The organism is Streptomyces sp. NBC_00464, from assembly GCF_036013915.1.
Lineage (GTDB): Bacteria > Actinomycetota > Actinomycetes > Streptomycetales > Streptomycetaceae > Streptomyces.
On sequence record NZ_CP107900.1, the window covers coordinates 29,371 to 48,479 of the forward strand.

At 69.0% G+C, this 19,109-nt stretch carries 19 protein-coding genes; 18 read left to right on the forward strand and 1 reads right to left on the reverse strand.

From position 1 onward, the window contains the following. From OG912_RS37980 to OG912_RS38025, 10 genes are all read left to right on the forward strand, one after another. Nucleotides 1-876, forward strand: a complete 876-nt coding sequence (locus tag OG912_RS37980) for a MinD/ParA family ATP-binding protein (RefSeq protein ID WP_327713691.1) — start codon at nt 1-3, stop codon at nt 874-876. Continuing rightward, nucleotides 869-2,413: a CpaF family protein gene (locus OG912_RS37985; protein WP_327713692.1), complete on the forward strand. Its 1,545-nt coding sequence runs from the start codon at nt 869-871 to the stop codon at nt 2,411-2,413. Before OG912_RS37980 ends, OG912_RS37985 begins: the two co-directional genes overlap by 8 nt. Then, nucleotides 2,413-3,387, forward strand: a complete 975-nt coding sequence (locus tag OG912_RS37990) for a type II secretion system F family protein (protein WP_327713693.1) — start codon at nt 2,413-2,415, stop codon at nt 3,385-3,387. The genes OG912_RS37985 and OG912_RS37990 overlap by 1 nt, the downstream gene beginning before the upstream one ends. After that, nucleotides 3,384-4,277: a type II secretion system F family protein gene (locus tag OG912_RS37995; RefSeq protein WP_327713694.1), complete on the forward strand. Its 894-nt coding sequence runs from the start codon at nt 3,384-3,386 to the stop codon at nt 4,275-4,277. Before OG912_RS37990 ends, OG912_RS37995 begins: the two co-directional genes overlap by 4 nt. Before the next feature lie 17 nt (nt 4,278-4,294). Beyond that, complete coding sequence (locus OG912_RS38000; RefSeq protein ID WP_327713695.1) at nt 4,295-4,483, forward strand: hypothetical protein; 189 nt, start codon at nt 4,295-4,297, stop codon at nt 4,481-4,483. Continuing rightward, complete coding sequence (locus OG912_RS38005; RefSeq protein WP_327713696.1) at nt 4,480-5,217, forward strand: hypothetical protein; 738 nt, start codon at nt 4,480-4,482, stop codon at nt 5,215-5,217. Before OG912_RS38000 ends, OG912_RS38005 begins: the two co-directional genes overlap by 4 nt. Nucleotides 5,218-5,246: 29 nt before the next feature. Beyond that, on the forward strand, nt 5,247-5,666 hold the full coding sequence (locus tag OG912_RS38010) for a TadE/TadG family type IV pilus assembly protein (protein ID WP_327713697.1): 420 nt from the start codon (nt 5,247-5,249) through the stop codon (nt 5,664-5,666). Continuing rightward, complete coding sequence (locus OG912_RS38015; protein ID WP_327713698.1) at nt 5,663-6,121, forward strand: TadE family protein; 459 nt, start codon at nt 5,663-5,665, stop codon at nt 6,119-6,121. Before OG912_RS38010 ends, OG912_RS38015 begins: the two co-directional genes overlap by 4 nt. A 65-nt stretch (nt 6,122-6,186) precedes the next feature. Next, the gene (locus OG912_RS38020; protein ID WP_327713699.1) at nt 6,187-6,573 is read left to right on the forward strand and encodes a pilus assembly protein TadG-related protein; all 387 of its coding nucleotides are present in this window, start codon (nt 6,187-6,189) and stop codon (nt 6,571-6,573) included. A gap of 5 nt (nt 6,574-6,578) precedes the next feature. Next, the gene (locus tag OG912_RS38025) at nt 6,579-10,007 is read left to right on the forward strand and encodes a BTAD domain-containing putative transcriptional regulator (protein WP_327713700.1); all 3,429 of its coding nucleotides are present in this window, start codon (nt 6,579-6,581) and stop codon (nt 10,005-10,007) included. 61 nt (nt 10,008-10,068) lie between these two features. Here the strand turns inward: OG912_RS38025 and OG912_RS38030 are convergent, their stop codons facing one another. After that, nucleotides 10,069-10,332, reverse strand: coding sequence for a hypothetical protein (locus OG912_RS38030; RefSeq protein ID WP_327713701.1), 264 nt, complete (start codon nt 10,330-10,332; stop codon nt 10,069-10,071). A 276-nt stretch (nt 10,333-10,608) separates the two neighbouring features. Between OG912_RS38030 and OG912_RS38035 the strand changes: the two genes are divergently transcribed. From OG912_RS38035 to OG912_RS38070, 8 genes are all read left to right on the forward strand, one after another. Beyond that, a complete protein-coding gene (locus OG912_RS38035) occupies nt 10,609-11,826 on the forward strand; it encodes a helix-turn-helix domain-containing protein (RefSeq protein ID WP_327713702.1) in 1,218 nt (405 codons plus the stop codon). A 515-nt stretch (nt 11,827-12,341) separates the two neighbouring features. After that, entirely contained in the window at nt 12,342-12,518 is a 177-nt protein-coding gene (locus tag OG912_RS38040) for a hypothetical protein (RefSeq protein ID WP_327713703.1), read from the forward strand. 64 nt (nt 12,519-12,582) lie between these two features. Further along, the gene (locus tag OG912_RS38045; RefSeq protein WP_327713704.1) at nt 12,583-12,849 is read left to right on the forward strand and encodes a hypothetical protein; all 267 of its coding nucleotides are present in this window, start codon (nt 12,583-12,585) and stop codon (nt 12,847-12,849) included. A gap of 69 nt (nt 12,850-12,918) precedes the next feature. Beyond that, a complete protein-coding gene (locus OG912_RS38050) occupies nt 12,919-13,692 on the forward strand; it encodes a hypothetical protein (RefSeq protein ID WP_327713705.1) in 774 nt (257 codons plus the stop codon). 567 nt (nt 13,693-14,259) lie between these two features. Continuing rightward, the gene (locus tag OG912_RS38055) at nt 14,260-14,715 is read left to right on the forward strand and encodes a hypothetical protein (protein WP_327713706.1); all 456 of its coding nucleotides are present in this window, start codon (nt 14,260-14,262) and stop codon (nt 14,713-14,715) included. Then, nucleotides 14,712-17,567, forward strand: coding sequence for an FxSxx-COOH system tetratricopeptide repeat protein (fxsT, locus tag OG912_RS38060; protein WP_327713707.1), 2,856 nt, complete (start codon nt 14,712-14,714; stop codon nt 17,565-17,567). Before OG912_RS38055 ends, fxsT begins: the two co-directional genes overlap by 4 nt. Nucleotides 17,568-17,709: 142 nt before the next feature. After that, entirely contained in the window at nt 17,710-18,288 is a 579-nt protein-coding gene (locus tag OG912_RS40195; RefSeq protein ID WP_443061124.1) for a DUF6233 domain-containing protein, read from the forward strand. A 247-nt stretch (nt 18,289-18,535) separates the two neighbouring features. Then, nucleotides 18,536-19,105 carry a hypothetical protein gene (locus tag OG912_RS38070; protein ID WP_327713708.1) on the forward strand — a complete coding sequence of 190 codons (570 nt, stop codon included), beginning with the start codon at nt 18,536-18,538 and terminating at the stop codon, nt 19,103-19,105. Nucleotides 19,106-19,109: the final 4 nt, after the last annotated feature.

Below are 19,109 nucleotides of genomic sequence, written 5' to 3' on the forward strand. Positions count from 1 at the left end.
ATGCCCGTAACCGCTCTTGTCTCCGCCAAGTCCTGCGGCGTCACCGCGTCCGCGCTCGCCCTGACCATGGCCTCGAAGCGTCCCTCGCTGCTCGCCGAATGCGACCCGGCCGGCGGCACCATCCGGGCCGGGCTCCTGGACGGCCGCGCCACCGCGGGATACGGCCTCTACCACCTGGCCGCCGCTGAGCGCACCGGGCGCGATGCGCTCGCGAACGCGTTCGCCAATCACCTGTGGCCGCTGGACGAGGCCGGACACCGCAGGCTGCTGCCCGGTCTGACCGATCCCGCCCAGGCAGCCGCGCTCGGCCGTACGTGGCCGACTCTGTCGGATGTCCTGCACGTCCTGGCCGCCGAAGCCGGATACGACGTGTTCATCGACGCCGGGCGCCTCGCGCTGGAGTCCGGGCACCTGCATCCCACGCTGACTCCCGCACCGCTGCTGCATCAGGCCGACCTGGTCCTGCTCGTGGTCCGCAGCACCGAGCAGTCCCTCACCCTGGCCCGCCACGTCATCGACCCGCTGCGCACCGAACTGCAGGAACGTGGCTCGGGCGGCGACGCGCTGGGTCTGCTCCTCATCGAGGGCGGTACCTACCGGGCCCACCAGGTCAGCGACGCCCTCCACGGGGTGCCCGTGCTGGGCGTCCTGCCCTGGGACACGGACACCGCCCAGTACCTCACCCTGGGGGGCCGGCCGCCGCGCGGCTACGCCCGCAGTCCCCTGCTCCGCCACGCACGGACCGCGACCGAGCAGATCGAGGCGGCCACCTCGCGCCGCCGGATCCAGCAGGAGTACCCGCCCCGTCCTGCGAACCCGCAGCTGGCGGGTGTGCTGCAGCAGCTCGCCGTACAGCGTGGAGGAAGCCGTGGCTGACACCCACCAGAGGCCCGGCGCCAACGGGCATCCGGACCCGCTGGGCCGCCAGGAGCTCGCTTCGCTGCTGTCCGGGCATCTCGGTCAGCGCCGCGCCCCTGCACCCGCACAGACACCGCAACCGCCGGCCGCCGCCCCGTCGGTGAGTCCGGCCGCTGTGCCGCGTCTGGCCGGACTGCCCGGCGAGCTCCCGGTGAGCTGGGACGTGATCGAAGCCCTGCAGAGCAATGTATCGAGGGCTTTGAGTGAGGAAGACCCCGACAAGCACCTGCCCGAACCCGACCGCCGGGCCCTCGCGCGGGCGCTGGTCACCACCGCAGTCGCGGACTGGTCCACCAAGCACGCCCACGGCAACACGCCGCTGACCGCCGATCAGGAAGGTGCGATCGGTGCCGCGGTCTTCGATTCCATGTACCGCGGCGGCCGGCTGCAGTCCCTCCTGGACGAAGACGGCGTCGAGGACGTGATGGTTGACGGGCTGCGCGCCCATGTCGAGTACCACGACCGGCCGCGCCGCACCGTTGACAAGGTCGCCGACAGCCACGAAGAGCTGATCACATGGGTCAACCGGATGGCGCGCCTGTCCGGCCACGGTGAACGGGCCCTGACCCAGTCCACCCCCATGGTCGGCTTCCGCATGCCCGACGGCTCCCGTGTGACCGCCTCGCTGCTCACCACACGGCCCTCCGTCGTCATCCGAAAGCACCGCATCCGCCAGCACGGCATCGCCGAACTCGTCCAGTGGGGCTCGATCAACCCGCTGCTGGAGGCATTCCTCACCTCCTGTGTCCACGCCAAGATGAACGTCCTGGTCGTCGGTGACATGGGCGCAGGAAAGACGTCTTTGCTGCGTGCGCTGGGCCGTGAGATCCCACCGGCCGAGCGCCTGGTCACCCTCGAATCCGACCGTGAGCTCTACCTGGACGAGCCGGGCCCCAAGCCCGGCCCGGTCACCTACGCGTTCGAGGCGCGGCAGTCCAACGGCGAACGCCACGGAGACAAACTGGCCGGTGAGGTCACCATCGGCGACATGTTCGCTACGGCGCTGCGGTACAACGCTACCCGGGTCATCGTCGGTGAGGTCCGGTCCACGGAGATCGTGCCGATGCTCCAGGCGATGTCCGCCGGCGGCTCGGGGTCGATGTGCACCCTCCACGTCCGGCGGCCGCACGCCATCATCAGCCGCCTGGTCCAGCTGTGCACCGAGGCCGGAATGGCGACCGAAGCCGCCCACCACCTCATCGCCTCGTCCATCGACGTCGTCGTCTACCTCACCTACCTGGATGAGACCGCGCTCGGCGGCAAGAAGCACCGGTACGTGTCGCACATCTACGAGATCCACGACGTGGTCGGTGAGGGCGGGCGCCCCACCACGTCCGAACTGTTCGCCCCGCACGGCAGTGAAGTCCGGGCCGTGTACAAGAACATGCCGTCCTTCATCGGCGAGCTGGAACGCACCGGCAGGTTCGCTCGGCAGTGGCTGACAGAGAGTCCGCACAGCTGGTGGGGCCCGCCTCTGCAGACAGTGAGCACCTGATGACCACATCCCAACTGGCCCTGGTAGCGGCCTGCTGCACCGTCCTTTGCCTCCTGGCCGCCGTGGCCGCGGTCCGTGAGTTCCGCGGCCGGGTACCCGACCCGGTCAAGCCCGCCTCGCGCCTATCGGACCGGATCGAGCGTGCCCGGTCCGAGCTGCCGGAGAGATGGCAGCACCGCTGGCGCCACCTCGTCATGGCGGCCGCGATCGTCGCCCTGGTGGTGTGGGCGTGGACGGGGTGGCCGGTGCACGGGCTCCTCGCCGGAGCCGCTGTGCTCGGGTTCCCGTTCATCCTGAACCCGGGCACCGCAGCCGTGCACCGCATCGACCGCCTCGAAGCGCTGGGCCAGTGGCTCAACCACCTCGCCGGTGTCCACACCGCCGGAATCAGCCTGCCCCAGACCATCCGGGCCTCAGCAAGAAACGCCCCCGCACCGATCGCCGCGAACGTACGGGCCCTGTCCGAGCGGCTTCGCTCGGGCATGGAGGCACACACCGCGTTCGCCCTGTTCGCCGACGAGCTCGCCGACGGAGTCTCCGACCACGTCGTCCTGCTCTTCCAGAGCCACGCCGTGTACAAGGGACCAGGTCTCTCCGACGCGCTGGAGAAGCTCGCGGTCACGATCCATCAACAGGCGGCCGATGCCCGCGATATCGAGGCCGACCGGGCGAAGGTCCGCAAGTCCTCGCGCATGGTCTCGGTCGTCATCTCGATCGTCGTCGTCGGGTGCATGCTCAATGAGGGCTGGTCGGGCTGGTACCAGTCACCGGCCGGGCAGATCGTGCTGGCCGTCCTCGGCGCCATGTTCGCCTGGACCTTGTCGTGGCTGCGCCGCATCGCCCGCACCAAGCCCGACCCCCGTCTCCTGGCCCCGCTGCCCACCACGGCCCTGCCGGCCACACCCGGTATCGCAGCACCGCGGCGGCCGGACGGGCTGCCCATCGACATCCCGACCGGTGGAGGTGCTCGGTGATCCCCCTGCAAGCCGTCCTTCCCGCAGCCGCAGCCGGCGCCCTGATCGGCCTCGCCGTACGGGCTGCCTGGCCGGCCAAGCCCGACCTTTCCTCCGTACTGGACCGGCTCGACGTCAGCAAGACCCAAGCCGCGCTGCCGTCCGCAGCTCCCACCCTCACCAACTCGCTGAGCGAACGCGTCGGCAACCGGCTGCTCGGTGAACTCGGCGGCCGGATCGCCCTGCCACTCAGGGACCTGAACCTGCTGCGGATCAGCCCGGCCGAACACCTGGGCAAACGCGTGCTGTTCTCCCTGTACGGACTGCTGCTCCCCCAGCTGATGCAGGCCCTGCTCGCGCTGGCCGGGGCAGCGTTCTCCTTCACCATCCCGCTCGTCGTCTCGCTCGCCCTGGCTGCCCTGTTCTGGTTCCTGCCGGGCCGGGAGGTCGCCCGGAACGCAGCAGCTGCTCGCCTCGTGGTCCGGCACGCTGCCGCGTCCTACCTGGAGCGCGTCGCGCTGGCTCGGATCGCGAACTCAGGCGCAGCCCAGTCCCTGACCGAAACCGCGGAAGTCGGCGACGGCTGGATCTTCGTCAGGATGCGGCAGGTCTTCCACCAGGCCGACCTCGCCGGCGTCACCGTGTGGGACGCCCTCAAGCAGCTCGGCGACGAGCTCGACATTCCCGAACTCACCCGGCCCGCCGACACCCTGGCCCTCGCAGGAGACGGCGCAGCCGTCTACGCAACCCTGCAGGCCCAGGCGCGACAGCTGCGGATCGCGATGCTGTCCGACGCCAAGGCGCAAGCCAACGAGGCGTCGGCGGCCATGGTCCTGCCCGTCACGTTCGGCGTCGTCCTCATGCTCGTCTTCGTCATGATCCCCCTCACCTTCACCATTCTCGTCAGCTGATCCGGAGGACATAGACCGTGAACATCGAAGCGCTCACCCTGCTGCTCAAGGCCCACTGGTACCGGCTGAAGACCGCCCGAGACGAAGGCCAGGGCACCACCGAAGTTGCCGTGATCACCGCCGTCGTCATCGTCGTGGCCGCCGGAGTCGCCCTGGCCATCAAGACGAAGGTGGCCGAGAAGGTCGGCATCATCAGCGGCGGATGACCGAGCACCGTATCCACCCGCCATCACCCGATGAAGAGGAACCGTCAGTGATCCGAGTCCCGAGTTCCCGGACCGCCAGGCTGGCCGCGTATTCGACGGTCGTCTTGCTGACGGCTGTCCTGGCATGCGGATGCGGCACGCAGAGCGCCCCTCCGGCACCGGCAGGGAAGCGATCCACCGCTGAAGGCAAAGCGAGCGCGCCGCCCGCACCCCGCGTGCTGGGCACCCGTCAGCTGGAAGCGGCCCTGCCCGACCAGTTCAGTATTCCGGCGGACCTGGACGAGCCCCGTGACCGCAGGGCGTGGGACACCTTGGATGCCACGTACTGCCAGTCCGAGGACTGGCCGGATCAGTGGTGTGGTGAGGCGCTCGCCGTAGGGATGGCGGGGTTCACGAACCTTGAGGATCAAGAATTGGTGATCCGGCTCATTTCCTTCTCCAACAGCACGACTGCTGCCCGCTTGTTCCAAGGCGAGGGGACGGTGGACGAGGTGGGCGAGAACCCGCCTGGTGACGAGATCGACGGCTTCGAGATCGAGCAGCCGGACGGTGCGCCGACCTGGGGCGGCAAGGGAATCAACGTGCGGCAGGGCGCCGTCATCGCGAAAATCCAGTACACGTGGAAGGCCGGCACGGCGATCCCTTCCGACCGGCTTCGGTCTCTCACCGCCATGGTCGTCCAGCGCATTCAGCAGGCACAGGCCGGTAAGCCATCGACGGCCTCAGCCCAATGAACCACGGACACAGGGGCCGAGGAGAAGCGATGGTGAACCGCACCAGAAGGCGCCGATCTGCACGCTTTCCCCGACGGCAGCGTGGCGACCGCGGGTTCGCGAGCGTCGAGTTCGCGGTGCTGGCGCTGGTGGTGCTGGGACTGGTCTTCACCACCATCCAGGTCGGCCTGTACTTCCATGCCCGCAAGGTGGCCCAGTCCGCGGCACGTCACGGTGTCGAGGCGGGGCGGGCCTTCGGCTCCGGCGAGGGTGACGGTGTTGCCGAGGCGCAGTCCTTCCTCGCCCGGTTCGGGGGAAGCGTCCGCGGCGCGAGCGTGTCCTCGGCGGGCAGTACTGCCGAAGAGGTCCGCATCACCGTGCGCGGCAGCGTCGCCACGCTCGTCCCCGGACTGGAGCTCCACGTCACCCAGCACGCCAACGCGCCCGTCGAACGCTGGACCAATCCGTGACCGCCCGCACGCAACACCGCCGGCTCCGAGCCGCTCTGCGTCGTGACCGGGGCAGTTACGCCGTGGAAACTGCGGTTCTCGCCCCGGTGATGATCGCGTTGCTGCTGCTGATGGTGGCGTTCGGCCGGGTGACCGACGCCGATGGTGCCGTGGACTCCGCCGCCCGTGCCGCTGCCCGCGCCGCCTCCCTGGAACGCGACGCCGGCAGCGCCCAGACCAAGGCGCAGGCCGCGGCCTCGCGCAGTCTGGAGGGGGAGGGCATTACGTGCCGGACGTCCAGTGTGACGGTGGACACTGCGGGCTACTCGCTCGATATCGGGGCCGACGCCAACGTCACGGCGACGATCGCCTGTACCGCGGACCTGTCCGACATCGGTCTGCCCGGCCTGCCCGGCAGCAAGACGCTCCGCGCATCGTGGACCAGCCCGATCGACACCTACCGGGGGCGTCAATGATCCGCCGACTCCACCAGCAAACGATCGCGCGGCACAGGGCACGGGGACGGCGTGACCGCGGCTCCATGTCGGTGTTCTTCGCCCTGACGACAATCGCCATCCTGATGGTGATGGGCCTGCTGGTCGACGGCGGCGGCGCCCTGAACGCCGGCAACCGAGCCACCTCCCTCGCCCAGGAAGCCGCCCGCACCGCCGGCCAGCAACTCGATCCCGCCCAGGCCATCGAAGGCACCGCCATCACCATCGACCCGGACGCCGCCATCGGCGCAGTCCAGGACTACCTCGCCGCAGCCAACGTCCAGGGCGAGGTCAGCATCAGCGACAACGGCCAGACGCTCCACGTCACCGTCCACGACAGCTACACCGCCCACTTCGCCCAGTTCATCGGCATGGCAACGATCAACGTCACCGGCACTGCCACGGCCCATCTGCAGACCCAAGCTGGAGGCTGATCCCCATGGCCCACCGAACCCCCGCCCCGCTGCGCGCCGTCGGCGCCCTGTTGCGGGCACTGCTCGGCCTGGCCCTCCTGGCGGCCCTGGTCGGCGGCGCGCCGTATCTGCTGCTCAAGGTCGGCCACCAGCCGGCTGAGCTTTCCGGCGGCCTGGACCTGCTGACCCAGCAGGATGACGGGTCGTTGTTCCTCGTGGTCCTGACCTGTATCGGCTGGGTGGCATGGGCGGCGTTCGCGTTGTCCGTCCTGGTCGAGATCGTGGCTGTGCTGCGCCGCCGCTCCGCACCGCGCATCAGAGGTCTGGGCGGGATGCAGTCCCTGGCCGGCGCCCTGATCGGTGGGATCGTGCTGCTCGCCCCGACCGTCGCCTCCGCCGCCACGGTCACGCCCGCAGTCGCCGCAACCGCGACTCACAACACTGGGCAGGACGCCGCAGGCGTATCGGCGAAGCACGAGAGCACACACCCGGACGTGGCAGGGCTGCGGCACACCGTCACCTCGGTCACGGAGTCACCGTGGGAGCTCGCGCAGGCGTATCTCGGCAGCGGGCCTCGGTGGAAGGACATTGCCGCTCTCAACCCCGGTATCCCCGAACTCGCCGCCGGCGACCAGTACCTGCCCAAGGGTGCGGTCATCACGCTGCCTGCCGACGCACGGCGTCCCACCGCAGCCGACACCGCTCAAGCCTCCTCCGCCGCCGCCGCCAAGGCAGCAGGCCCCACGGCCGGGGCACCGGACAACGCAGACGCATCTCAGACGTCTTACACCGTCCGGCCGGGCGACTACCTGTCAAAGATCGCCGAGGACGAGCTCGGTGACGGGGACCGGTGGCCCGAGCTGTACGACGCGAACCGGGGCACACAGCAGCCATACGGGCAGGTCTTCGACGATCCCGACCGGATCTATCCGGGCCAGGAACTCGCGCTGCCCGGCAGCGCCCAGCACACCGGAACCGCCCCAGAGGTGAAGCACCCCGGCTCCGGTTCCGGCTCTGCCGAGAAGGCGCCCACCCGCGACGATCACAAGGTCTCAGCGCCGCCCAAGGGGGACGCTCCATCGCCGTCGCGATCGGCCCCGGTATCCGTATCACCGTCAACTGCCGTGCCCTCCCCCAGCCGCACGGTGGCGCCCTCCCCGACCGTGACGCCCGCACCCGACACGCAGACGGCGGCGCCCGGCACACCGACGCCCTCGACCGGCTCCGCCGCAGAGGACCAGCAGACGACGACCGGGATGCGGGCCGGCATGATCGGGCTGGGAGCCACCGGGGTCCTGGCCGCCGGGCTCGTGGGCTCCCTGGCCACCCGGCGGATCCTGCAGCAGCGCCGCCGACGTCGCGGCCACCGGATCCCGATGCCCTCCGGCCAGAGCGCCCGCACAGAAATCGCGCTGCGCAGCGCGGACGCCGGCGTGGAACTGGCGGTGCTGGACCGTGCGCTGCGGACCGCGGCCGCCGCCCTCGCCGAGGAAGGCCGGCCTCTGCCGACGCTGGCCGCGGTGCAGCTCGGCACCGAAGGGGTCCGGCTGCACCTGGGCTCCCCCGTCCCGGCGGTCGCCCCGTTCACCACTGACCCGTCGCAGAGCACGGTGTGGTGGTGCCCGGCGGATTCCGGCGAGCTGCTGCCCTCCGATGAGAGCCGGGAAGTCGACCCGCCCTATCCGGGACTGCTCGCGCTGGGCGAGGACGACCAGGGCGCGATCGTGCTCGTCGACCTCGAACACATCCGCGCGCTCCACCTCACCGGCGGGCTGCGCAATGAAGTCCTGCGGACCCTCGCGCTGACGCTGACGCTCTCACCGCTTGCCGAACAGCTCGACATCGCGGTCGCCGGAGAGGAAACCGCCCCCGGACTGGCGATGCTGGACAGCGACCGGGTCACCCCGCACCCGGACCTGAACAGCGCTGTACGGGCGCTGCAAGCTCATCACGCGGAACAGCAGCGGGCCCTGGACGCGCTCGGTGACGGGGGCGGCCTGTCGTTGGGTCATGGGGCGGAGGCTGGAGAACTGTGGCCGCTGGTCGTCGTGGCAGATCTGGATTCCTGCCCGGCTCCCGAGGGAACGCGGAGGGCCCTGTGGGAGGTGCTGGGGCAGCAGCTGCGGTCAGCGGTGGCCGTGGTCACGAGCAGCACCGTCGTGCCGGAGGGCGCCGGCATGGCGTGGTCGGTGGACACCGATCTGCCGTACGTCACCGTTCCGGGCACATCGGTTCGTGTCGCGCTGTCGGTGTGCTCCGATGCCGAGTACGCCGACATCCTGGATGTCGCGCTCACCGCGGATGCACCCGGCGACGTACCCGCCCCCGTGCACGAGCCGGCCCCGGCTGCGGAGCCGGTGGAGAGCCGCGGCTCCGTCTCCGTGCCCCTCCCGGAGCCGAAGGCCTCTCCCGTCCACGGCGATGCAGGGGTTGTGCGCAAGCCGGGGCTGATGGCTGCACTCGCCGATCTGGACGACGGCTCCGACACCGACGATGCAGAGCACCCGACTCCTCCACCCGTCGACGAGGAAGGTGCGCCCAGACCGGAACCGCTGCCTACCGCATCGTCATCGCCCGGAGCGCCTGTACTGCCGGCGCTGTCCAGCGCTGTTCCCTGGGTCAATTCGCGGATCCCGGTACCCGCCGACCCTCAAGACGGCACGACCGCGGCCACCGCGGCCCTCCCGCTTCCCGAGCAGACAGGCAAGCCTGCCCCTGCCGACAGCCCGGACCGCCCGCTGGTGCAGCTCCTGGGGGCTGTCGATCTCCTCGGCGCCCGCGGCACCATCAAGTCCAACCGCCGGACACTCGCGCTGGAGATGACGGCCTGGCTGGTGGTCCACCCCGGAGCCAACCACCACCAGCTCGACGAGGTCCTCGCACCCGGCGGACACGTCACCCGCGATACACGCAACACCCGCCTCGGCGACGTCCGCCGGTGGCTCGGCATGGACGACCAGGGAAACAAGCACCTACCCCACGTGAGCGCCCAGCCCGACAAGCTCTACCGCCTCGCTGGCGTGGACTGCGACTGGAGCCGGTTCCAGGAACTCGTCCACGCCAGCCGGACCGTCGACGACCCGGATAGCAAGCTGCTGCTGCGCCAGGCACTGGAGCTTGTTCACGGCCGGCCCTTCTCAGGAATCCCTTCACGCCGCTACGCGTGGGCGGAATCCCTGGCCCAGGAAATGGTCTCCGCGATCGTCGACGCCGCCGACGAACTCGCCGAGGGATACCTGGAGCGCGGCGAGGCACGCAACGCCCTGTGGGCAGCTACCCGAGGCCTGACCGTCGCACGGGAAATGGAGTGCCTGTGGCGTCACAAGTTCCGGGCCCTGTCCCTGCTCGGTGAAGACGCCGCGCTCGAATCGTCAATCCGGCAGCTCGACGAACTGCTCCTGGAGCTGGGTTCGTCCATGGACGAGGAGACCGAACAGGTCCTGCGGGTGCTGTAGGCCGACCATCGACCATCAGTGCACCCGATTTCCCGGGCATGCGATGCCGGCGGCCGTGGCCTCACGCTGTCTTCCTCCGCGATTTGCTGGCTTCGCGCTCCTCGGATGCTTGAGCCAGCCATCCGGGGTGGGCCTTGTTGATGAGGTCTCGAAGGTGTTGGACGTTCATGCCCGCCTCCCGAGCAACGGCGGAGACGTGACCGTATTTGGTCGAGGTCATCGCTGCGGTGATGGCCGCCTCGTACAGCTGAGCCTTGCAGTCGTTGGCAGCTTTCTCTGCCTTGTCGACTCGTTTCCGAAGCTCTGTGAAATCCGGTTCGCTCATGAGACGAGGATGACACACCCACTACTCAACTTCAAGTTTCACTTAAAGTTGACTGTCATCCTTCGTGCCCTCTCCAGCATTTGGACGGGACAGAACTGCCCCTCACCACCACACGGAAGAGGTCCGCCGATCCGCCTGCGGGGGCGACCAGTTCACCGGCATCGACGACCAGAAGATCCGGGCCTGGCCACCCAAGGAATGGACAGACCACACAAACCCAGAGACGGCGGAACGGCAGTACCGTGGAAGGCCACTTCTCGCGCGCGGGGGCACGACATGCACGACGACGACGGCACGGACATCGGTACCCGAGTACGGACGCTGCGGGAATTCCGGGACCTGACGCAGGAGGGCCTTGCGGCTCGGGCCGGTGTCTCCGTCGACACCGTCCGAAAACTGGAGCAGGGCGCGCGGACGAGTGCGCGGATCACGACCCTGCGCCGCCTCGCTGCCTCGCTGGATGTCCAGCTGGAGCGGCTGGTGGGGACGCCGACGGTCACGCAGCGCCTCTCCGAGCCCGGCGGCGGACTCCTCGCACTGCGGGACGCGATCCAGGACCCCGGCGGCCTGCCGGGGATGGAGGAACCCGACCTGGAGGACCCTCCCCCGCCGGCGGAATGGACCGTCCAGGTCAAGGCCGCTACCGCCCTGTACTGGAAGGGCGCCTACTCCGAACTCGCGGAAGTACTACCTCTGCTGCTGCGCGACGGACGGGCCGTCACCCGGGATCACGACACCGCCCCGGTATGGCAGGGCCTCGCCCTCGCCTATCAGCTCGCGGCGTCGCTCTCCACCCAGGCCGGTCATCCGGACTGGGCATACACGGCAGTCGAGCGTCAGCTCACCGCAGCCGGCCGCGCCTCCGACGCCCTGATGGCGGGCATGGCGGTATCCACCCTGTCGTGGGTACTGCTGCGCCAGGGCCGGTGGGAGCAGGCCCAGGCGGTCGCGGAGCGTCGGGCGGACGAGCTGGAGCCCTCACTGCGCAGGGGTGAGCCGGACCATCTGGCGGTGTACGGGAATCTGCTGATCGCGGCCGCGACGCCGGCCGCCCGGCGCGACCGGTTCGACGAGGCGATGCAGCTACTCACCGTGGCGGAGGCCGCGGCGACCCGGTCCGGCCCCGTCCGCGCCTACGGGAGCGCGTTCTCCGTGACGGACGTCCGGACGCAGCGGGTCAACATCGCGCTCGCGGGCGGCACGGGCCACCCGGCCGAGGCACTCGACGCGGCGGCCGATGTCGACGTCTCCGCGATCACCCGGCCCGTGCACTCCGCCTCTCACCGGCTCGACGTCGCACAGGCCCGGCATCAGACCGGCGACAGCGCCGGCGCTCTGGCCCAGATCCTGGAGGTCGAGGCGGACCAGCCGGAATGGATCCGCTACCAGACGCTCGCCGCGTCCACGGTCCGGGAGATGCTGGAGACGGAGCGCCGCCGTAATGCGACGCTCCGCCGGCTCGCAGCGCGTCTCGGTGTCGACCCGTCGCTGTAGGACGTGGCGTCCTACCCCGTGACGAAGCCCCCTTGGAGTGGTGGACACTGTCCCTGGTTGGTGACCCTGCGTGGAGGTACGGTCACACCCATGCAGGCCGGGTTCCCGTCCCCCGTCGGGGGCCCGGCCCGCTCCCAACCCTGACCGTCGGGGGTCACTCATGTCCGACACCACCGCACACACCCACGTCGTGCCACCGGTGACAGAGCTGTCCGCCGCACAGCGGCGCGGCGCCTTATGCGTGTGGTGCGCCTCCGGCCTGCCGCCCGGAACCGCCCACAGCCTCGGCGAACTCCCCACACCAGACGGCGCGTTGATGTATCCGCGGTGCTGCGAGCGATGCTGGAGGACGCGCTGATGACGACGATGTCCACGCCCATTCCCCTGCCGGACACGGCCGAGGAGAGGGCCTACCGGCGGTGGTATGGGCACACGGTGCGGTGCGGCACATGCCGGGCGGGCGGCCCCTGCTCCGTCTCCGCCGCACTCGGCCGTGCCTGGCGGAGAGCGCGCCCATGAGCCGCAGCCGCTGCCCGTACGGGCGTCACCCGTTCCCCGAAGAGGACGAGACCGGCACCTACTGCGACGAACACGGCGTGACGATGCTGTGGCGCCCCCCGCCGGCGGACGACCCCGCCCCCGCCGTCCCGTCCCCCCAGGACACAGACCCGGAGATCCACCCCGGGCAGTGACGGACCGGGTGGTGTCGGCGACTTCCGAGGACACCGCCGGTGAGCGGATGGCACGCTGATCGGCATGCACGAGCCGCGGCGCCGGGTCTACGGATCCGACCACGACGACCCCCACCCCTACGCCGAAACGGGGCACGACTACCGGGAACTCACGGGCGGACCGCTGGACGGACTGCTCGTCGATGTCACCGGGTGGACGCAGGAACAGATCATGACCGGCGCCTACCTGATCACTCCTCACAGCGTGTACGGGCCGAGCGGCCGGGCAGCGTACGCACCCACCCTCAGCCATCTCGACGGACCGTGGGTGTGGGAAGGGGACATCCCCTGACATCGCGCCCTCAGGAGCAACTACTGAGACTTCGGGCCCAGAGGTCGAGGCTGCGGGCACCATTGGCGCATGACCGACGACATCACCGAAGACAACCGACGGGCGTACATAGGGCTTGAGGCCCTGGCCGGGCTCACGAACGGGGTGGCGGCCCACGCACCCCAAGACGAGGACAGGCGACCGTTTCTGGTGGCCTGGGGGCTCCTGGCCGCGATGCAGCGCCAGGCGCTCGCCGTCGCGCTCCTGCATCGCAAGGGGTTCGGTCACGAAGCCGCCCCCAACCGACGCGCACTCATCGAGCATCTGGCTCAGATTCGGTGGATCGCTGAAGACGGAGCCGATGCCGTCGACTCAATGAACAAGGCTCTACAAGCGTCGCAAGGAAAGCTCCGCAACGCTGCCGACGCGGCAGGAATGTCGTATGAACCGACGATCCCTGACGCCGTCCAATCCGCTGTCATCCCCTCCAACTCGGCCAACCAGTACAACAACTTCACCCCACTGCTGAAGCGGCTCAGCGCTCCGCTGCTCGCGACCTGGATCGGTGCAACGCAGCTCGCGCATCCCACCCTCACCGGAGCGCAATGCTTCTTTGACGACACCGCCGACGACCAGGTCCTGATCTACGACGAACCGACGTACCGAGGGGCAGACAATCCGGTGGAGCAGTCCCCGTACGCCGCCTTCACCTTTATGTGGGCGGCGATGGACGCTTTCAACCAGCTCATGAAGGGGTCTCCTTGGGGCGACGAACTTCAGCGCATAGCTTCCGAGGGCGGTCTCACCGATCACTCCGAGCCACGACGCGGAGAGGACCAGGCGACGGGCGACAACGGGGTCTGAAGCGGGCGCCGGCCCTGCACTCCGATAGCCGCGTCATACGGTGGAGGGCATGGCCGATGCTGCCCCAATCCCGGATCCTGCCGACGCTCCCCCGGTCGTCGTGACGACGCCGGAGGGGCAGGAGTTCTCTGGGGTAGATGCTGTGGCGCGAGGCAGGTCTAGGGGGATTTCCGCAGCTCAGCCCCAGGCCCCACAACGCTAGCAGCTGCAACAGGCGTTGCGTGATTGCCGATTCGGTTGATGTGCGCGGGTGGGAGCACTCGCGGTGGTGGGGGTGAGCCTCTCCGGTGCGTCGACAACAACTTGACCTTCGACTCGGGTGGAGGGTTCAGCGTCGATGGTGTGACGACCGAACCGGTGGCGCTGCTACCGCGTTGCGGCTGGACCTGGCATCGGACTCGGGTGAACGATCGTGCAGCTACAAGGAAGCGGATGCGCCCGGTCGGTCAGCAGGCGGGGTCGTCGGGGGCCTGCAGAGTATGCCGCCCCCGACGACCCGGAACCGAACCGGGTGCATGTGATGTCCCTTCGGGGTATGTACGGGGTGTCGAGTCGCAGGGAGCGGATATGGAAACTGAGATCGTCCAGGCAGTCGATCAGATGGGCCCATACGTGGCGGCCGCGCTCGCCGCATACGGCGCCAATGTCCTGTCCCGCGCCGAGGATGCGGCTGCCGATGCGACGGTGAACGCTGGACGGCAAATCCTTCTCAGGGTCTGGAACCGCATCTCGCCGACGCGGCGCGCCATGCTGCAGCTGGCCGTCGAGGATGCGGTGACGACCGGGCCTGCCGCCGACGACGGAGCTGCGGTCCTGCGCATGCAGCTCAGGCAGGCGATGAGCGAAAATCCGCAACTTGTCCAGGAGTTGAGGAATCTGCTCGCAAGCGCCCCACGAACGGTCACCGCGTCCGGGGAGCGGTCGGTGGCCGTCGGCGGTGAAAGCACCGGCGTGGTCAACACGGGCGACGGAGCCCACATTACGGTCCACGGCCGCCACACAACGGAGCCGACCTCGTCATGACCGCCTCGGGCGCGCACCATGCCTCCGGAGCCCGGTCCATTGCGGCCGACGCGCTGTCGGGGTTCGCCAACACCGGTGACCATGTCAGCGTCACCGTGCTGACACAGCAGGATCTCCACAGCGCGAAGGAGGTCGGCGCGCCTCCGCACTCCTGGAATCTTCCGTACCCGCCGGACCGGGCGTTCGTTGGCCGTGACGCCCAGCTGACGCAGTTGCACGAGCTGTTCAGGCCACACGAGGGTGTGGAGCAGACTCGCTCCCACGTGGTGCACGGCATGGGCGGTATCGGCAAGAGCACCCTCGCCGTCCATTACGCGCACCGCAACCGGGAGCACTACAGTCTGATCTGGTGGATCAACGCGGACTCCCCGACGCAGATCGCCTCCTCTCTGGCCGCCCTCACTGCGTATCTGCACCCCCAGTGGGCGGCCGGCGTCGGGGTCGAGGCGCGGGCGGCCTGGGCAAGTGCCTGGCTACAGTGGCACCCCGGATGGTTGCTGATCTTCGACAACGTGAACGAACCACGCGACGCCGAACCGTATCTGGGCGGGCTGACCGGCGGCCACCATCTGATTACCAGCCGCCGCGCCCATGGCTGGTCCAGTGCACGGGCCGTCGGCCTGGATGTGCTCGCCGACACCTCGGCGGCCGACCTTCTCTACGAGCTTGCCTGCGGCGAGTCCCCCGACCGCTGCAGCCCGCAGTACGCCGACGCCTGTGCGCTGGCCACCGCGCTAGGCAACCTGCCGCTCGCCCTTCACCAGGCTGGCGCCTATCTGCGTCAGACCGGGACGACCCTGGTCTCGTTTTACAACGACCTGGGGCTGATGCTGGACGAGGCGGCTTCCGGCATCGACCCCGAGCGCACCATTGCACGGGTGTGGAACGTGACCTTGGCCGCCGTCGAGGAGCAGAGCGACGCGGCGATCACTCTGTTGTACGCCCTGGCCTGGCTCTCTCCCGACGGCTGCCCACGCGGACTGCTCGCCCCGCTGTGCCCCGACGGACGCACGCTGAACACGGCCCTGGGCGTCCTCGCGACCTACAACCTCGTCCACCTAACTGGCCCTGCGGTACGCATCCACCGCCTCCTGCAACTCACCCTGCGCCGCACCCCGCATCCCGCTGGGCTGTCGCTGACGCCCCTGCCCGCCGCGCGCGGGCGCACCGAGGCAACCCGCGTCCTGCGCCACGCTCTACACCCCGAGGGTGTGGCGAGCCCGGCACCGCAGGCGACGTGGGATCTCTGTCTGCCCCACCTCCTGGTACTGGTTTCCACGGTGCCGGACGGCTACGACGACGCTCCCGCCCTGCCGGCGTACCTCGACGCCGCAGAACGCTTCCACGAGCAGCGCCAGGATGACAAGGCGCTGCCGCTGTGGGAGGGGATCATGCGCGTGTACGAGGCCACGTTCCCGCCCGACACGCCCCAAGCGCTCCACGCACGTCACCGCATGGCGGGGGCCCTCATGGAAAGCGGGGAGTCTCATCGAGCCCTGAGGCTCCTGGGCGGAGTCGTCGCCGACCGCACGCGACTGCTGGGAGCCGACCACCCCGACACCTTGGAGAGCCTCAACGATTTGGGCTGCTGTCACATTTACGAGGGTGACGTGCAGTCAGGCGAGGCGCTGCTCGCTCGCGCGGCCCAAGGCCGCGAGCGTGTCCTGGGGCGAAGCCATCCCCAGACGCTCAAGAGCCGTAGCTACCTCGCCGCCTGCTACGCAGTGCAGCGACGGCCAGACGAGGCGGTGTCCCTCCTGGAGCAGGTGGCCGCAGAATCGGCACACGTGCTGGGTCCCGATCACCTTGACACGTTAGAGTGCCGCGAAGCACTCGCCGAATGTCTCATGATGACCTCACGCCTCGACGAGGCAGTGCGCCTCCAGGAGGCCCTCGCAGCGCATTGCGAGCGTGCACTGGGCGGCGACGACCCGCACACGCTGAGCGCCCGCACGACCTTGAGCACGTACTACGGCATGGCGAGGCGGACGCAGGATGCGATCGCCCTCCGGGAGGAAGCCGTCCGTGACCACGAACGGGTCTTCGGCACCGTCCACCCCGGCACCGTGGCCGCCCGCATAGCCTTGGCCGACGAATACCGAAACGGTGGGCAGAAGGAGGCCGCAGTCGCCCTCCTTGAGGTGGCGGTCGCCGACTGCGTGCGACACCTGGGCGACGACCACCCCCACACCCTCAAGGCCCGAACCAAGCTCGCCAACTTTCTCGTGAAGACCGACCGGGTGACAGAGGCGGTCATGTTGGGGGAAGGTCTGATCGCTGACTACGAGCGCGTCTTCGGCGCCGACCACACCCAAAGTCTGGAGGCCCGCAGGAGCCTTGGGGAAATCTATGTGGGGGCCGGCCGCTTGGAAGAGGCGATCAGCCTCTACGAAGAGGTCATCGCGCACCGCACACGCTTACTGGGCGTTAACGATATTTTCACCCTGATAGCAAGGACCGGTCTCGCCTTTGCCTACTTCGATGCGGAGCGGTTCGACGACGTTGTAGAAATCGGAAAATCGGTGATGGCCGCCCTCGATGGCGGCGCCCACCTGCTCACCTCATATTTCCACTTTGTGCTCACCGCCTCGTACGCGGAGCTGGGGAAAGTGGACGAGGCCATTGCCCACGGTGTACAGGCATTGGCGGACTTCGAGCACATCCAGGGTGCCGACCACCCCGACATGCTCTACCTCCGCCGATTCCTCAGCTCCTGCTACCGGGCGGCGGGGCAACAGGAGAAATCCATCGAACTGATGAAGCAACTGCTCATCGACAGCGAGAGGGCACTGGGCCCTGACCATCCCGACACCGTACAGTTCCGGGAAGACCTGCGAGAGCAAGGAGTCTGAGCGCGAGCTCGGCAGGTCTTTCCCTCAAACACCGCAAGGAACTGACGGTCACCGTCGGCACCGCCGTACCGCGTGAAGGTTCGATCGCCATGTCCGCATACGGCACCGCAGCGAGCGCCACCGGCTGTCCGACCGCTTCCGGATGCCGAACGGATTGTTACTGGCGTACCGGTCGAGCCGCACTCCGTGCAGCGGAATCGTGGCCACGGGTGACGCCGGATTGCGCCACAGTCGAACTCATCCCCGGACTGCCGTCCTGGCAGCCTTGCCTATCGGCCCGCGGCTCCTTTCTGGTTCAGCGCCCGGGTCAGCTCGCGGTTGGCCGCGCGGGCAGCCTCCAACTCCGCTTCGCTTTCCTCCAGGCGCGCCGACAGTTCGGTGTTGGCCTGCTCCAGGCGGGAGACCCGGCGCTGAAACTCCCATCGACGGCGTCTCCTGCGACGCCGTGCCCACCGAGCGGCTGGCGCCGCCGTCGTCGGTGCGCGAGGTGCTGGGGCCCCGCCGGCCCTCGGGCTGGGTACTGCAGAAGTCCGGCGGCCGCGGGCCCAGCGGCGCCGTGCTCCACGCCGTCGACTACACCGAGGCCCCGCAAAATGCGGCACTGCTGCCCCTGGAGCGGGCGCTGGACGTCGCGGAGCGGCCCGGCACCCGCTTGTGCTCCCTGTGCGGCGCAGCGCAGGGAGCTGGACCCCGTGCTGCGCGGCTTCGACCACCTCGGTGACGACTAACCACCCCTGCGGGTGGTGGCGCCCTGGTGGGCGAGGACGCCCGACCAGTACGTTCCCCCTGACCTGATGACCGACAGAGGGGGAGGCGTAGGGCGAGGCGCGCTACGAGGGCTGCGGGCCTTGAGACGGACCCTGGGTGAGGCAGACCCGCAGTAGTCCCGGCCGTCCGGTTGCCCCAGGCGCCGCGCGGCAGCTTGCTGCGCGTGACGGACTGTCAGTGTCGGATGAAACGGTGACAGGATGCAACGAACCCCGAAAGCCCAGCTCTATGACGACATCCTCATGGCGAAGTGGGTCGATGAGACCGGCCCTGAGGCAGCCCGCACTAAGGCAGTAGCCGACCTCGCGGCCGGGGCTTTACCGCCGTGGAACAGGGGCGAGGACAAGGAGATCCGCCTTACTTCGTGCCTGGTGCGCGAACGGCTGCGCAGGGAGTTGCCTGAGCCGGGCAAGGCAGGCGGGCGCCTGTACGTACTCGGGTTTCAAGGCCTGCGGCCCGTAGTCAAAATGGGATCCACCGGGAACCCGGAGCGACAGTTCGAGAAGTACGAGACCCAGGCACGGAACCTCGGTTACGCGCTGGTCGACGGGTGGGTCTCCGCCCCCGTTGGAACGAGGAAGGAGGCGTTCAAGCAGGAGACATTCATCCTCACGAACCTGCACATGGTGTTAAACGGCTACATCGTCGGCGGCAGGATCTTTGAGTGGTTTCACGGCCACGACTTCGAGCAGATCAGGGACCTCGTTCAGCACCCGGACGTTCTGCTCCAGCAGTACCTGTCGATGACGAGTACGACTGAGCCTTCTTAGCTTG

Bases quoted from the DNA above. Each gene is read 5' to 3' on its own strand.
- OG912_RS37980 (WP_327713691.1), top strand. From the start codon at position 1: ATGCCCGTAACCGCTCTTGTCTCCGCCAAGTCCTGCGGCGTCACCGCG.
- OG912_RS37990 (WP_327713693.1), top strand. From the start codon at position 2,413: ATGACCACATCCCAACTGGCCCTGGTAGCGGCCTGCTGCACCGTCCTT.
- OG912_RS38005 (WP_327713696.1), top strand. From the start codon at position 4,480: ATGACCGAGCACCGTATCCACCCGCCATCACCCGATGAAGAGGAACCG.
- OG912_RS38010 (WP_327713697.1), top strand. From the start codon at position 5,247: ATGGTGAACCGCACCAGAAGGCGCCGATCTGCACGCTTTCCCCGACGG.
- OG912_RS38020 (WP_327713699.1), top strand. From the start codon at position 6,187: ATGTCGGTGTTCTTCGCCCTGACGACAATCGCCATCCTGATGGTGATG.
- OG912_RS38025 (WP_327713700.1), top strand. From the start codon at position 6,579: ATGGCCCACCGAACCCCCGCCCCGCTGCGCGCCGTCGGCGCCCTGTTG.
- OG912_RS38030 (WP_327713701.1), bottom strand. From the start codon at position 10,332: ATGAGCGAACCGGATTTCACAGAGCTTCGGAAACGAGTCGACAAGGCA.
- OG912_RS38035 (WP_327713702.1), top strand. From the start codon at position 10,609: ATGCACGACGACGACGGCACGGACATCGGTACCCGAGTACGGACGCTG.
- OG912_RS38040 (WP_327713703.1), top strand. From the start codon at position 12,342: ATGAGCCGCAGCCGCTGCCCGTACGGGCGTCACCCGTTCCCCGAAGAG.
- OG912_RS38045 (WP_327713704.1), top strand. From the start codon at position 12,583: ATGCACGAGCCGCGGCGCCGGGTCTACGGATCCGACCACGACGACCCC.
- OG912_RS38050 (WP_327713705.1), top strand. From the start codon at position 12,919: ATGACCGACGACATCACCGAAGACAACCGACGGGCGTACATAGGGCTT.
- OG912_RS38055 (WP_327713706.1), top strand. From the start codon at position 14,260: ATGGAAACTGAGATCGTCCAGGCAGTCGATCAGATGGGCCCATACGTG.
- fxsT (WP_327713707.1), top strand. From the start codon at position 14,712: ATGACCGCCTCGGGCGCGCACCATGCCTCCGGAGCCCGGTCCATTGCG.
- OG912_RS40195 (WP_443061124.1), top strand. From the start codon at position 17,710: ATGCCGAACGGATTGTTACTGGCGTACCGGTCGAGCCGCACTCCGTGC.
- OG912_RS38070 (WP_327713708.1), top strand. From the start codon at position 18,536: ATGCAACGAACCCCGAAAGCCCAGCTCTATGACGACATCCTCATGGCG.